Raw genomic sequence first — 13,873 nt, 5'->3', positions numbered from 1 at the left:
AACCTGCCCGGCATGGCCCACCGGAGCTGGGGCAGACCACTGCCCACCGCGTTCGCCGTCGCTCTGCTCGCCGGCAGCACCCAGCTCGGCGTCGGGTACGGGCTCGGTCTGCTACGCCTGCCGCCCCGCCTCACCGACCTGACGGCGGACCAGTGGGCCGCGCAACTGACCTGGGCGGCCTGGATCGCGATGGTCGCCACGGTCATCGGGGCGCTGGTCGGTGGGCGGCCGGTCACCGGGACCGACCCGGACCAGACCGACCCGATCCAGGCCAACCCGGACCAGGCCAACCCGATCCAGACCGACCCGATCCAGGCCGACCCGGACCAGACCAACCTGGCGGACACCGATGCGGTGGACACCGATGCGGACGGTCGTACCGACAGGGCCGCCAGCGAGGCCGAACCGACCGGTCGTACCGGCAGGGCCGCCAGCGTCGCCGGCCGACTGGCCGTCTGCGCGGTGGCCGCCGTCGGCGCTCTGGTGGTGGCGCTGTTCTCCGCGTTCCCGGCCCGCACCGTCCCGGTCGGCACGGTCGGTCCGGTAGCGGCGGTCGGGCTGGCCGTCGGCCTGGCGGTGTCGTTCGGAGTGCTGATCGCCTTCGCGGCGCTCGGCTTGCGGCCGGTACGGCGGAACGTGACGCTGGTGACCGGCGCGCTCTGGGCGCTGGCCGTCGGTGCGGTCGTACCCGCGCTGGGACCGACCGACCCGCTCCCGCAGATCCGGCTCGGGATGCCCGGCGCGGGCGTCCCCTGGCTGCCGGCTCCGCTGGTCATACCGGCATTGGCGCTGTTGGCCGGCCTCCTGGTCGGTCTGCTGGCCCGCCGGCAGGGTGACCGCTCCCCGTGGGCCGGCGGCGCCGGGGCGGCCGGTCCGGCGATGCTCGCGGTGAGCCATCTCGTCGCCGGGGTCGGGGCCGGCCAGCAGGCCACACCGTACTGGACGACGCTGCTCGCGGTCGGTACCGGCACGCTCGGGTCGACCCTCGCCGTGGTGTGGCGCTGGCCGCTCGTGACACGTCGTACGCCGAGCACGGCCATCGAGCCGACCGACATCCTGCTGCCACTCCCCCGCCCCGCGACCGGAGCGGAGGAACCAGACCCGGAATACGACGGGGAGATCACCGACGTCGAGACCGCCGGGGAGCCGGAGCCCGCCCGGCCGACCACGACCGGTCCGAACACCGCGCCCGCCCTCGCTACCCACACGGAAACAACCCTCGCTCCCCACGCGGAAGCCACCACCAGTCCCGGTATGGAATCCACCACCGGCCCGAGCATGCAGATGAAATCGTCTGCCGGTCCCGCTACGGAGCCGGCCACCGGCCTGCCCGACGGTCCGGCCCCGGAGAGGGACGATCCCCCGCCCCCGCCCCCGCCCACGACCCCGGGACCGGGGACGGGGACGGGGACGGGGACGGGGACGGACGATCCCACGATTCCGGTCCCGGAGACCCCACCGGGGCGGGGCGAGCGGAGCCGCCGAGGTCTGTTCCGGCGGGGCCGGGCCGAGCGGAGCCCGGACACGCCGGCCGGCCGGGACGGCGATGCGCCCCTACCCGACCAGGACGCGGAGTACGTCGACTGGGTCAACCGGCTGAGCAATCCGGTCCCCGACCCGGTGCCCCGGCGGGACGACCACATCCCGCGCCGTACCCTGCGCTCGCCGGGTCGGCACCAGGCCGACTGACCGGTCGCCGGTTCGCCGGACTGGCCGACGGCCAGCTCTACGGCGACAGCCAGGATGTCCGGGTGGCCTTCGAGGCGTTGGACTCTCGGGCATCCAGGCGACCATCGGCACGCTCGACGGTAGGACGTACGCCACCGGCACGTTGCAGGCCAGGTACGAGCTGACCCGCGGCCTGCACGAGCTGGCCGTGACCGCCACGGACAAGGCCGGCAACCCGACGACCTCGACCGTGCGGTTCTACGTCATCACCTCGCAACGGGACATGCAGAACCTGCTCGACCGGTTCAGGGCGACCGGCCGGTACCAGCCCGATCAGCGGATCAGGTCAGGCCAACGGCAGGTAGACCCGGCCACCGCCGGAGCGGAACTCCTCCGACTTGTCGGCCATCCCCCGCGCCGCGTAGTCCTTCAACTCCTGGGTGATCTTCATCGAGCAGAACTTCGGCCCGCACATCGAACAGAAGTGGGCCGTCTTCGCCGGCTCGGCCGGCAGCGTCGCGTCGTGGTACGACCGGGCGGTGTCCGGGTCCAGCGCCAGGTTGAACTGGTCGGACCAACGGAACTCGAACCGGGCCTTCGACAGCGCGTCGTCCCAGGCCTGCGCGCCCGGGTGACCCTTGGCCAGGTCGGCCGCGTGCGCCGCGATCTTGTACGCGATCACGCCGGCCTTCACGTCGTCCCGGTCCGGCAGCCCGAGGTGCTCCTTCGGGGTCACGTAGCAGAGCATCGCGGTGCCGAACATGCCGATCATCGCGGCGCCGATCGCCGAGGTGATGTGGTCGTACGCCGGGGCGATGTCCGTGGTCAGCGGACCGAGGGTGTAGAACGGCGCGGAGTGGCACAGCTCCTGCTGGAGGTCGACGTTCTCCTTGATCTTGTGCATGGGTACGTGCCCCGGGCCCTCGATCATCACCTGCACGTCGTACTCCCAGGCGATCCTGGTCAGCTCACCCAGGGTGCGCAGCTCGGCGAACTGCGCCTCGTCGTTGGCGTCCGCGATCGACCCGGGGCGCAGCCCGTCGCCGAGGGAGAACGTCACGTCGTACGCGGCCAGGATCTCGCAGAGCTGGACGAAGTTGGTGTAGAGGAAGTTCTCCTCGTGGTGCGCCAGGCACCAGGCGGCCATGATGGATCCGCCCCGGGAGACGATCCCGGTGACCCGGTCCACCGCCAGCGGCACGTACGGCAGCAGCACCCCGGCGTGCACCGTCATGTAGTCGACGCCCTGCTCGGCCTGCTCGATGACGGTGTCCCGGAAGACCTCCCAGGTCAGCTTCACCGGGTCGCCGCCGACGGACTCCAGCGCCTGGTAGATCGGCACGGTCCCGATCGGCACCGGCGAATTGCGGACGATCGCCTCGCGGGTCTCGTGGATCCGCTTGCCCGTGGACAGGTCCATCACGGTGTCCGCACCCCACCGGGTGGCCCAGGTCAGCTTCTCCACCTCCTCGGCGACGGAGGAGGTGACCGCCGAGGTGCCGATGTTGGCGTTCACCTTCACCAGGAACCGGTTCCCGATGATCATCGGCTCGGACTCGGGATGGTTGACGTTGGCCGGCAGCACCGCCCGCCCGGCGGCGATCTCGTCGCGGACCAGCTCCACCGGCAACTGCTCGCGCAGCGCCACGAACTCCATCTCCGGGGTGACCTGCCCGGCCCGGGCGTACGCGAGCTGGGTCGGCCGCCGACCGGGGCGACCGGCCAGCGGGGTACCGGCACCCCGCGCCGGCGCCACGTCGTCCCGCTCGGCGATCCACGCCCCGCGCAGCGGTGGCAGCCCCACCTCCGGGTCCGACCCCGGTCCGGCAGTGTCGTAGAGCCGGACCGGCGGGTTCTCCCCGGTCAGCGTGACCTCGGTGAAGGGCACCCGGATGTCCGGGCGGGAACCCTGGACGTACACCCTGCGCCGTGCGTTCATGCAAGCCTCCTGATATTCATCGGTGGGACCAGCCGAAGTGGTCGAGTGGGCCGCGTCCCGCGCCCAGCTCCCAGTTCCGGGCGCCGGCCAGCGCGCGGGTGACGTACTCCTTGGCGGTACGGACCGCGACCGGCACCGGGTCGCCGAGCGCCAACCGGGCGGTGATTGCCGCCGAGAACGAGCAGCCGGTGCCGTGGGTGTGCCGGGTGTCGACGCGGGCCGCCCGCAGCAGCGTGGTCACCCCGCCGCTGTGCAGCACGTCCACCGCGTCGCCGCCGGCCGACTCGGCCAGGTCACCCCCGGTGACCACGACCGCCGCCGCGCCGCCGGCCGTGAGCTGCGCGGCGGCGGACACCATCTCGTCCAGGGTGGTCACCGGACGACCGAGGATCGCCGCCGCCTCCGCGCAGTTCGGCGTCGCCACCATCGCGTACGGCAGCAGCCGCTCGACCGCGTCCACCACGCCGAGCCGGACCCCGCTGGTGGCCACCAGCACCGGGTCGACCACCAGGTTCGGCAACCGGCCGGCCCGGGCGGCGACCGCCACCGCCTCGGCGACCTCCGGTCCGCCGAGCATCCCGGTCTTCACCGCCCGCACGCCGAAGTCCCCGAGCACCGCGTCCAGTTGGGCGGTCACCGCCTGCGGGGACATCGGGAACACCGCGTCCACGCCCCGGGTGTGCTGGGCGGTGACTGCGGTGATGACCGACGTGCCGTACGCCCCGAGCGCGGCGAAGACCTTCAGGTCGGCCTGGATGCCGGCACCCGCGCCGGAGTCCGAACCGGCCACGGTGAGCACCACCGGGGGCGTCACCGGTCAGCCCTCGCCCCGACGGTCGTCCCACCTGCGGCGGCGACCAGGTCGGCGGCCACCCGGGCCGGGTCGGTGGCCCGCATCAGCGCACCGAGCACCGCGACCCCGACCGCCCCGGCGGCCAGGCAGGAGGCAACCCGCTCCGGGGTGTCCACCCCGCCCAGGGCGAGTACCGGCACCCTGGCGAGCCGGGTCAGCCGACCCAGCCCCTCCGGTCCCAGCACCGGCCCGTACCCGGGTTTGCTCGGGGTGGGGAAGACCGGCGACAGCGTCACGTAGTCCTCGGTGCTCAGCCGGGCCAGTTCGGCCTCGTCGTGGCAGGATCGGCCGACCAGCGCCAGTCGGGGCGGCGGGTACGGCCCGGCGGCCGGCAGGTGCACCGCCGCACCGCCGAGCGGGTCCGGACCGGCCACGACCAGCGTCCCACCGGCCGGGTGCAGGATGTCCCGCAGCTCGGCGGCGAGCGCGGCCCGCTCGGCACCGGGCAGATCCTTCTCCCGGAGCACCACCCAGCGCACCCCGCCGTCGACCGCCGCCCGGACCATTTCGGTCAACGGCCGGCGGGCCTGCCGCCGGTCGGTCAGCAGCACCACCCCACGTGGGTTGTTCACAGAGCCCGCCCGCCGTTCGCGACTGCGGGGCTCCGCTCCGCTCTCCCTCGCATTCCTGCGCGGTCGCGTCCCACGCGAACCGCCCAGGAACGCTCGCTCCTCGCGCTCACAGGTCAGGGCGCCCTTCGTCCGGGGTGGAGGCCAGCGCGTGGAACCGGCGGGCAATCCGGCCGGAGCGGGCGGCGAGCCGACCGGCGAGCACCGCATGCCGCATCGCGGTGGCCATCCCGACCGGGTCCTCGGCCCGGGTGACCGCGCTGGCCAGCAGGACCGCGTCGCAGCCCAGTTCCATGGCGAACGCGGCGTCCGAGGCGGTACCGATACCGGCGTCGAGGATCACCGGTACGTCCACGCTCTGCCGGATCAGCCGGATGTGGTGCGGGTTGCCGATGCCGAGGCCGGAGCCGATCGGCGCGCCGGCCGGCATCACCGCCGCACAACCGGCGTCCGCCAGCCGGCGGGCCAGCACCGGGTCGTCGGAGGTGTACGGCAGCACGGTGAAGCCCTCGTCGACGAGCTGCTCGGCGGCGCGCAGCAGCTCCACCCCGTCCGGCAGCAGCGTACGGTCGTCGCCGATGACCTCCAGCTTGATCCAGTCGGTGGCGAAGGCGTCCCGGGCGAGCCGGGCGACCTTGACCGCCTCGGCTGCGGTGTAGCAGCCGGCCGTGTTGGGCAGCAGCCGCACCCCGCACCGGTCCAGCAGGTCCAGCAGACCGCCGGGCTGCCCGGCGGTCTGCGGGTCGACCCGGCGCAGCGCGAGGGTGACCAGCTCGGTGCCGGAGGCCCGGATTGCGCCCTCCAGGACGTGCAGGTTCGCCGCCCCGCCGGTGCCCAGGATCAGCCGCGAACCGAACGTCTCACCGCCGAGCAGGAAGGTGTCCGTCACCCCGGTCACCCGCCCTGGCTCGCGGTCAGCACCTCGACCCGGTCGCCGTCCCGCAGCGCGGTACCCGCCCAGGCCGCCCGTGGTACGACCTCACCGTTGACCGCGACCGCCACCCCGCGCGCCACGCTGGTCAGGGTGACGACCAACTCGGCCACCGTCGTCCCGCCGGGCAGCGTCCGCCCGGCCCCGTTCACCGTCAGCTCCATGGCTGCCCCTCCGCGATCCTGGTTGTCGTGAACCGGTCGGGTGCGAACGCCGCGAGCTGCGGGTCCGGCACGCCGGTCGAGATCAGGTCGGCGATCAGGTCGGCGGTCAGCGGGGTGAGCACGATGCCGTGCCGGTGGTGCCCGGCGGCCACGAGCACACCCGGCCGACCGGGTAGCGGCCCGAGGACCGGGGCGTTGTCCGGTGTCCCGGGGCGCAGCCCGGCCGCCGTCTCCACCAGCTCGTACTCGGCCAGCTCGGGTACCAGCTCGACGGCGGCGCGGAGCAGTCGCAGGACGGCGTCGACGGTCACCTGCCGGTCGGACCGCTCCTCGACGGTCGCGCCGACCACCACCTCACCGTCGACCCGGGGCACCAGATAGACCTGCTGGCCGTCGGCGTACCCCCGGACCACGTGCCGGAAGCCGGGTACCCCGCCGTCCGGGGTCCGCAGCCGCAGTAGCTGCCCCTTGACCGGCCGGACCGGCAGCCCGGTGAGATCGGCGGTGGCCCAGCCGGCCGCCACCACGACCGGCCCCTCCGCCACATCTGACAGTTGCTCGACGGGTTCCGGCACAAGGACCGCCCCGGCCCGCTCAGCCGCCACCCGCAGCGCGGCGACCAGCCGCCGGGGGTCCACCTGATGGTCGCCGGGGGCCCAGGCACCGCCGCGCACCCGGGGTGCCAGCAGCGGCTCCCGTTCCCGCAGTTCCGTTGGGCGCAGCGGGGTGATGGCCAGCCCCAGCTCCTGCTGGTACGCCCAGAGCCGGCGCGCCTCGGCCACATCGTCGCCGGTCAGGCCGACCATCAGCGTGCCCTCGGTCCGGTAGCCGAGGTCCAACCCACTCGCCTCGGTCAGCTCGGCGGCGAATCCGGGCCAGCGGGCGGCGGACCCCACGAGCAGCGCGGTCAGCTCCCGTTCCCCGAAGTACGCCTCGGCGACCGGGGCGAGCATCCCGGCGGCCACGCCCGACGCCCCGGACCCGGGGGCCGGATCGTGCACGGTGACCCGCATCCCGCGCTGGGCGCACCGCCAGGCGACCGCCAGCCCGACAACCCCCGCCCCCACCACCGTAAGGAAGGGCCCCCTGTTAACGCTTTCGGTAGAGGAAGGGCCCCCGCTTAACATCCGAGGGCCGCCAGCAGCTCAGTCGTCGCCCGCGCCGGATCGGCGGCTCCGGAGACCGCACCGACCACCGCCACCCCGTACGCCCCGGCGGTCAGCAGCCGTGGCACGTCGGTCACGGTCACCCCGCCGATCGCGATGACCGGTACGGGCACCGCCTCGGCGACCGCGCGTACCCCGGCCAGCCCGATCGGGTCCGGCAGACCGTCCTTGGTGCTGGTGGCCCGGTACGGCCCGACCCCGAGGTACCCGGCACCGGCGGTGACCGCTGCCGCCGCCGTGACCGGCTCCCGGGCGGTCGCGCCGAGCACAGCCTCCGGGCCGAGTACCCGCCGGGCCGCAGCGACCGGCAGGTCGAGTGCACCGACGTGGCCGCCTGCGGCGCCCACCGCCAGGGCAACGTGCAGCCGGTCGTTGACCAGGCAGATGACCCCGGCCGGCGCACAGATATCGATGATCCGGCCGGCCAGGTCGTACGCCTCACGGTCGCTGGCCGAGTCCTCGACCCGGACCTGGACGACCAGTCCGGCCCCGGCGGACCCCGTGCCGGCGGCACGGACGTGGCCGGCGCCGGTCGGGACGGCAGCGCGGCCGGCCGAGACGGCAGCGCGATCAGCCGAGACGGCAGCGCGACCGGCCACGGCGCGGACCGCAGCCTGGACCACGGTGAGCGGATCGCGCCCGGGACGGGTGTCGGTGATCAGATGCAGTCGTCCAAGGGACGGCACGGCAACTCTCCTCCCTGCGCCGGCATTACCCGGATCAGGTTCGACGGTCGGGGGCTCCAGCCCCCCTCTCAGCCCGGTACACCGGGCTCCCGTGGGTTACTTGCGTGCCACACCGTACGACGGAACGGCGGGACGAGCCAATACCCCTGTTGCCGGGATCCTGGTGACCTACGCCGCAGCGGGGGCGTAGGTCACCAGGACCGCCAGGACGTCAGAGGATCGCGCGCAGCGCGGCCAGGTCCTCATCGGACGGCTGCCACGCACCGGCGGCAGCGTTGTCGCGTACCTGCTCAGGCGTGGTGGCACCGGCGATGACCGAGGTCACCGCCGGCTGCGCGGCCAGTCCACCGATGGCCACCTGGAGCAGGTTGAGCCCCCGCTCGGCGGCGTACGCCTCGATCGCCTCGATGGTGTCCCACGGCGCGGCGGCGAGCCGGGCCGCGTACCGGCCACCCTGCGACAACCGGCTCCCGGCCGGTGGCGCCTCGCCTCTCCGGTACTTGCCGGTGAGCAGCCCGTTGGCCAGCGGGAAGAACGGCAGCAGCCCGAGACCGAAGCGCTCGCAGGCCGGCGCCACCTCGGTCTCGGCGGACCGTTCCACCAGGCTGTAGTGGTTCTGCGCGCTGATGAACGGGGTCATCCCGGCGGTGCGCGCCACCCAGTCGGCGTCCGCGATCTGCCAGCCGCTGAAGTTGGAGTTGCCCAGGTAGCGGACCTTGCCGGCGGTCACCAGATCGTCCAGGGCGCGCAGCGTCTCCTCGATCGGCGTACCCGGGTCCGGCTCGTGCATCTGGTAGAGGTCGATGTGGTCGGTGCCGAGCCGGCGCAGCGACGCCTCCACCGCGCGGGCGATGTACCGGCGCGCACCCCGGGCGCCGAAGTCCGGCCCGTTCATCCCGGACATGTCCATGCCGAACTTGGTGGCGAGCACCACGTCGTCCCGGCGTCCCTTCAATGCGGCACCGAGCTGTTCCTCGGACCCGCCCTGCGGTTCGCCGTAGATGTCGGCGGTGTCGAAGAAGTTGATGCCGGCGTCGAGGGCGGCGTCGACCACTGCCAGGGTGCCGTCACGGTCGAGTTTGCGGCCGAAGTTGTTGCAGCCTATGCCGACCACGGACACCATGAGCCCGGAGTCGCCCAGCCGGCGGTACGTCATTTCAGTCACATGATCAACCCTATGCCGCCGGTGCCGGTCCGCGCCTGCGAGAACCCGGCCCGAGGCAGCAGCCGGCCCGACGCAGCAGCGGCCAGGACAGCCCAGCGGCTCAGGTGAGCACGTCGGCGACCAGATGCCGGGCTTCGGCCAGGGTCGCGGCCAGCTCGTCCGGCCGCCGACCCGGCGTGGCCAGCAGCCGGTGGGCACGCTCGGCGAAACCCGGCGGGGCGTCCGGCAGCGTACCGGCCACGTCGACCATCCCCTTCTCGTTGACCAGCCAGCGGCCGGCCCGGCCGTGCAGCGCGTGGACCAGCACCCCGACCACCCGGAACAGACAGCCGGCGACATAACTGCTGTCCCCGGCCGGTACCGCCTTGGCCGCGCCGTCGAGCAGGAAGCCGGCCTCCCAGCCGCCGGCGACCAGGGCCGCGCCGAGCGCGGGCGGATAGTGCCGGGTCGCGGCGTGCAGCGTGGCCAGCTCCCCGGTCGGGTCGGCCAGCACCCGTCCGAGGGCCACCTCCCCGGCGTACGCGTGGGAGTAGAAGCCCAGCGGATGCCCGGCCTGCGTGCCCACCTGGTACCGGCCGGCCCGGCAGTCACCCCAGACCGACCGCACCCGGTCCAGGTCCCGGTAGATCCAGTCGACCGCGACCCCGCCGATGCGCAGCCAGCCGCCGCCGTCGACCCATGGCCCCCAGCCGCCCGGGGCGGTCAACTCGACCGGGCCGTCCGCCACGGTGGCGGCGACCGCGCGCAGCCCGTCGACGTCCAGCCGGCCCCGGTAGTAGATGCCGAGATCCCAGTCCGAGTCGGGCCGGTGGGTGCCCCGGGCCCGGCTACCGCCGAGCGCGACCGCCACCACCCCGTCGACCTGCGCGAGCCGGTCGGGCAGATCGTCCGGGATCACGCCACGTCCCAGACCGGCTCCGGGGTCTCCACCACCTCGTTGTCTCCCCGGAACAGCAGGAACCGGTCGAAGGAGCGGGTGAACCAGCGGTCGTGGGTCACCGCGATCACTGTGCCCTCGAACGCGCGCAGCGCCTCCTCCAGAGCCTCCGCGCTGGCCAGGTCCAGGTTGTCGGTGGGTTCGTCGAGCAGCAGCAGGGTCACGCCCGACAGCTCCAGCAGCAGGACCAGGAACCGCGCCTGCTGCCCACCGGAGAGGGTGCCGAACCGCTGGTCGCCCTGCGCGGCCAGCTCGTACCGGCTCAGCGCGGCCATCGCCGCGTGCCGGTCCATTCCGGCCCGGTGGTCGTCGCCCCGCCAGAGCACCTCGACCAGGGTCTTCGCCATCAACTCCGGCCGGTCGTGGGTCTGCGAGAAGTGGCCGGGGCGGACCCGGGCGCCGAGCCGCGCCACTCCGTCGTGTCTCACCGGGGCGAGGGCCAGGCCGCTGTCGACCGGGGTGTTGGCCGGGTCGGGGTCGGTGCCGCCCCGGGCCAGCAGGCGCAGGAAGTGCGACTTGCCGGTGCCGTTGGCACCGAGCACCGCCACCCGGTCGCCGTACCAGATCTCCAGGTCGAACGGGTAGGTCAGGCCGTCCAGTTCGAGCTGTTCGCAGACCACCGTCCGCTTGCCGGTCCGCCCGCCACCCAGCCGCATTCGGATGTCCTGGTCCTTCGGCGGTACCGGCGGCGGCCCGGCCTCCTCGAACTTACGCAGCCGGGTCTGCGCGGCGTGGTAGCGCGACGCCATCCCGTCGTTGTACGCGGCCTTCTGCTTGTACATCAGCATCAGCTCGCGCAGCTTCTGGTGCTCCTCGTCCCAGCGGCGGCGCTGCTCGTCGAGCCGCGCGTGCCGGGCCACCCGGGCGTCGTACCAGCTCGCGAAGCCGGCCGGGTGGGTCCAGGCCGAGCCGCCCTCCACGGCCACCACCCGGTCGCTGCTCTGCGCGAGCAACTCCCGGTCGTGCGAGACGTAGAGCACCGACTTCACCGACTCGCGGAGCCGCCGCTCCAGCCACCGCTTCCCGGGTACGTCGAGAAAGTTGTCCGGCTCGTCGAGAAGCAGCACCTCGTCGGTGCCGCGCAGCAGCAGTTCCAGCGCGAACCGTTTCTGCTGCCCGCCGGAGAGGGTCCGGACCGGACGGTCCCGGCAGGCATCCCAGGACAGGTCGAGCACGATGGTGGCGACGGTGTCGAAGAGCACCTCCGCGTCGTACCCGCCGGACTCGCCCCAGGCGGCCAGCGCGTCCGCGTACGCCAGTTGGGCCTTCCCGGCGGCGGTGCTGTACTTCCCGCGCACCTCGGCCGTCCGCAGCGCCGCCTCGGTCTCGGCGAGCCGTCGCCCGGCGGCCTGCAACGACGGTGGGGAGAGGGAGAGCGCCAGGTCGGCGAGGGTCGTCTCGTCGCCGATCATGCCGATGAACTGGCGCATCACCCCGAGCCCGCCGAACCGGGCGATGGCACCGACCTGTACCGGCAGGTCGCCGGCGACCATCCGCAACAGGGTGGTCTTACCGGCCCCGTTCGGCCCGACCAGGGCCACCTTGGCGCCCTCACCGACCCGGAACGACACGTCGGTGAAGAGTTCCCGACCGTCCGGCAGCGTGTGCGCGACCCCGGCGACGTCCACGTATCCCACGCCGGCATCCTGCCGGAGCGGCCCGCACGGGCGACAGCCAATTACCGGGTGATCCGCAGGACGCGGTACCCCTTCTGGCTGGCGTGCCGGGTGACCTGCCAGCCCTGCTCCACCAGCCACTGGTGCAGCGAGTCGCCGCCCAGGTGCCGGGCGACCACCAGCCAGCCCACCCCGTCCGGGGCCAGCCGGGGCAGCCAGCGGCGCAGCAGTTCGTGCAGCTCGGCCTTGCCGATCCGGATCGGCGGATTGGACCAGAGCTGGGCGAAGGTGACCTCGTCCGGTACCTCCTCGGGGGCGACGACCCGGACCCGTTCGGCGACGCCGGTCCGTTCGGCGTTGGCCGCCGCCAGGTCCCGGGCCCGCGCGTTGACGTCGACCGCCCAGACGGTCGCCCGGGGCGCCTCGGTGGCCAGCACGCAGGTGATCGGTCCGTAGCCGCAGCCGAGGTCGAGCAGCGGGCCGTCCGTCGCGGCGGTCGGCAGGTCAGCCTTGCGCAGGAGTACGGCGGTACCGGGGTCGAGGCGGCCGGCAGAGAAGACCCCGCCGGCCGAGGCGAGGGCGTAGTCCCGCCCACCGGCGGAGAACCCGATCTCCCGTTGGTGGGTGGCGGTGCTGGGCTCGGCGCTGAAGTAATGGTCCCCGGTCACGCCTGGCATTCTCGCCTATCCGACACCGGCCACCACAATTCACCAGTTGCACGACTGAAACGCACGAAGCAACTACTCTCTGCAACATGGTCCATCGCCCGGAGTCCGACGAGGAACCGCTCACCATGTTCGACGCCGATCGTGCCGCCGGGCCAGCGGGACCGGTTCCCCCGCTCGGTCCCGCACCGGCCCGCTTCCCGACCCCGGCGCTGCCGCGGATACGGCGTGCGCCGTCGACGACCCGACCTGCTCCGCTGGAGCCGGCCGTCCGACCGGCACGGCGAACCGTTCCCGCCCCCGTCCCGCCCGACATCACGTCGGGGCAGGACTCCACGTCGGGGCAGGACACCACGCCGGGCCCCGACACCGCGTCACGACAGCCTGCCATGCCGGTCCCGCCGGCCGTTCCCGTTCCGGAGCCGGATCCCCCGGCAACCGTCCGGGCCTCCGCCCCGGTAACGCCGATGGCCCCGGTAACGCCGGTGACGCCGGTGACGCCGGTGACGCCGATGGCCCCGGTAACGCCGATGGCGCCGATGACGCGGATGACGCCGATGGCCCCGGTGCCGGTGCCGGCACCCGTCCCGGATGCCGCTCCCCCGGTACCGGTCCGGGCGTCGGCACCGGTGTCGCCGGCGGTCTGGCCACCTTCGGCCCTGTTGACGGACCTGCTGGCCACCAACGGTCGGGAGCGGGGCACCGGGGCCGACGAACGTACCGGCCACCGGCGCAGTCGCGGGGCCATCGTGGCAACCGCCGCGCTGCTCGTACTGGTGGCTGGGAGCGCCGTGACCGTCCCGCTGCTCATCGGCAACAGCCGGACACCGGATCCGGCGCCCCCGGCGGCGGCACCCCCCACCGACCCCATCTTCGGGGACGTGATGCCGGACGACCTCCAGTCGCGGACGGTCGACCCGCAGCCGCTGACCGCGAAGGAGGTCTTCCCGGCCCGCGACCTGGTGGTCACCGACGGCGGGCCGGCGTACCGGGTGCTGAAGACGCATTCGAGTGCCAGCTGCGGGGTCGCCGCGACCGGGGCGATCAACGACCTGCTCAAGCAGCTTGGCTGCAACCAGGTGGTACGCGGCACCCTGCGCACCCCGGACGGGACCTACCTGATGACGGCCGGTCTGTTCAACCTGGCCGACCGGGACGGTGCCGAGCAGGCCCGGGACCGGATCAAGTCCCTGGTGGACCGCCGCGAGGGCCGTTTCCAGGGCATGCCGGCAGGTCGGGGCACGGAGGCGGTGGCCCGGTCCTCGGCCCGGGTCGGCTGGCAGGCGCAGGGCCACTACCTGGCCTACTGCGTGGTGGCCCGGGCGGACGGGAAGAGCATCCGGTCCGGTGACCAGACCACCCGGAACATCCTCACCGACCTGCTCGAAGGACACCTGCGACAGGGCGTGCTGGCCCGGCGGGTGGGCACCGGCACCGCAGCTCCGGGCAACTGACTGGCCCGCACCGCGACTCGGAAACCTGACCCCGCCCGCGCCACGGCTCGGAAACCTGAC

13 protein-coding genes and 1 riboswitch are annotated in these 13,873 nt (G+C 73.6%); of the genes, 2 read left to right on the top strand and 11 right to left on the bottom strand.

Annotated features, from left to right (window positions below; all coding sequences use genetic code 11):
- Positions 1-12 precede the first annotated feature (12 nt).
- Positions 13-1,689, top strand: coding sequence for a hypothetical protein (locus V6U90_RS03445; RefSeq protein ID WP_334431058.1), 1,677 nt, complete (start codon positions 13-15; stop codon positions 1,687-1,689).
- A gap of 325 nt (positions 1,690-2,014) precedes the next feature.
- Here V6U90_RS03445 and thiC read toward each other — a convergent pair whose 3' ends face one another.
- The 11 genes from thiC to V6U90_RS03390 all read right to left on the bottom strand — a co-directional run bounded on the left by thiC (position 2,015) and on the right by V6U90_RS03390 (position 12,362).
- Positions 2,015-3,607 carry a phosphomethylpyrimidine synthase ThiC gene (thiC, locus tag V6U90_RS03440; protein ID WP_334431057.1) on the bottom strand — a complete coding sequence of 531 codons (1,593 nt, stop codon included), beginning with the start codon at positions 3,605-3,607 and terminating at the stop codon, positions 2,015-2,017.
- A 16-nt stretch (positions 3,608-3,623) separates the two neighbouring features.
- Entirely contained in the window at positions 3,624-4,421 is a 798-nt protein-coding gene (thiD, locus tag V6U90_RS03435; RefSeq protein ID WP_334431056.1) for a bifunctional hydroxymethylpyrimidine kinase/phosphomethylpyrimidine kinase, read from the bottom strand.
- On the bottom strand, positions 4,418-5,032 hold the full coding sequence (locus V6U90_RS03430; protein WP_334431055.1) for a thiamine phosphate synthase: 615 nt from the start codon (positions 5,030-5,032) through the stop codon (positions 4,418-4,420). The genes thiD and V6U90_RS03430 overlap by 4 nt, the downstream gene beginning before the upstream one ends.
- A 106-nt stretch (positions 5,033-5,138) precedes the next feature.
- Positions 5,139-5,927: a thiazole synthase gene (locus tag V6U90_RS03425; RefSeq protein WP_334431054.1), complete on the bottom strand. Its 789-nt coding sequence runs from the start codon at positions 5,925-5,927 to the stop codon at positions 5,139-5,141.
- A complete protein-coding gene (thiS, locus tag V6U90_RS03420; protein WP_334431053.1) occupies positions 5,924-6,124 on the bottom strand; it encodes a sulfur carrier protein ThiS in 201 nt (66 codons plus the stop codon). Before thiS ends, V6U90_RS03425 begins: the two co-directional genes overlap by 4 nt.
- A complete protein-coding gene (gene thiO, locus V6U90_RS03415) occupies positions 6,115-7,251 on the bottom strand; it encodes a glycine oxidase ThiO (protein ID WP_334431052.1) in 1,137 nt (378 codons plus the stop codon). Before thiO ends, thiS begins: the two co-directional genes overlap by 10 nt.
- On the bottom strand, positions 7,245-7,772 hold the full coding sequence (locus tag V6U90_RS03410) for a thiamine phosphate synthase (protein WP_334431182.1): 528 nt from the start codon (positions 7,770-7,772) through the stop codon (positions 7,245-7,247). Before V6U90_RS03410 ends, thiO begins: the two co-directional genes overlap by 7 nt.
- Before the next feature lie 198 nt (positions 7,773-7,970).
- Positions 7,971-8,079: riboswitch (TPP riboswitch) on the bottom strand.
- Between the two features lie 108 nt (positions 8,080-8,187).
- The gene (locus V6U90_RS03405) at positions 8,188-9,132 is read right to left on the bottom strand and encodes an aldo/keto reductase (RefSeq protein WP_334431181.1); all 945 of its coding nucleotides are present in this window, start codon (positions 9,130-9,132) and stop codon (positions 8,188-8,190) included.
- A gap of 109 nt (positions 9,133-9,241) precedes the next feature.
- Complete coding sequence (locus V6U90_RS03400) at positions 9,242-10,039, bottom strand: nucleotidyltransferase domain-containing protein (protein WP_334431051.1); 798 nt, start codon at positions 10,037-10,039, stop codon at positions 9,242-9,244.
- Complete coding sequence (locus tag V6U90_RS03395) at positions 10,036-11,715, bottom strand: ABC-F family ATP-binding cassette domain-containing protein (protein ID WP_334431050.1); 1,680 nt, start codon at positions 11,713-11,715, stop codon at positions 10,036-10,038. Before V6U90_RS03395 ends, V6U90_RS03400 begins: the two co-directional genes overlap by 4 nt.
- 41 nt (positions 11,716-11,756) lie before the next feature.
- Positions 11,757-12,362 carry a class I SAM-dependent methyltransferase gene (locus V6U90_RS03390; protein WP_334431049.1) on the bottom strand — a complete coding sequence of 202 codons (606 nt, stop codon included), beginning with the start codon at positions 12,360-12,362 and terminating at the stop codon, positions 11,757-11,759.
- A gap of 659 nt (positions 12,363-13,021) precedes the next feature.
- On the opposite strand from V6U90_RS03390, the gene V6U90_RS03385 reads away from it, so the two are divergent.
- Positions 13,022-13,813, top strand: coding sequence for a hypothetical protein (locus V6U90_RS03385; RefSeq protein ID WP_334431048.1), 792 nt, complete (start codon positions 13,022-13,024; stop codon positions 13,811-13,813).
- Positions 13,814-13,873: the final 60 nt, after the last annotated feature.

Origin of the sequence: Micromonospora sp. CPCC 206060, assembly GCF_036906895.1 — a bacterium.
In the GTDB taxonomy this organism is placed as follows: Bacteria; Actinomycetota; Actinomycetes; order Mycobacteriales; family Micromonosporaceae; genus Micromonospora.
Note: the sequence above shows the minus strand (reverse complement) of the source record. Positions and strands in the feature narration are given on the sequence as shown.

Bases quoted from the DNA above. Each gene is read 5' to 3' on its own strand.
- V6U90_RS03445 (WP_334431058.1), top strand. From the start codon at position 13: ATGGCCCACCGGAGCTGGGGCAGACCACTGCCCACCGCGTTCGCCGTC.
- thiC (WP_334431057.1), bottom strand. From the start codon at position 3,607: ATGAACGCACGGCGCAGGGTGTACGTCCAGGGTTCCCGCCCGGACATC.
- thiS (WP_334431053.1), bottom strand. From the start codon at position 6,124: ATGGAGCTGACGGTGAACGGGGCCGGGCGGACGCTGCCCGGCGGGACG.
- thiO (WP_334431052.1), bottom strand. From the start codon at position 7,251: ATGTTAAGCGGGGGCCCTTCCTCTACCGAAAGCGTTAACAGGGGGCCC.
- V6U90_RS03405 (WP_334431181.1), bottom strand. From the start codon at position 9,132: ATGACGTACCGCCGGCTGGGCGACTCCGGGCTCATGGTGTCCGTGGTC.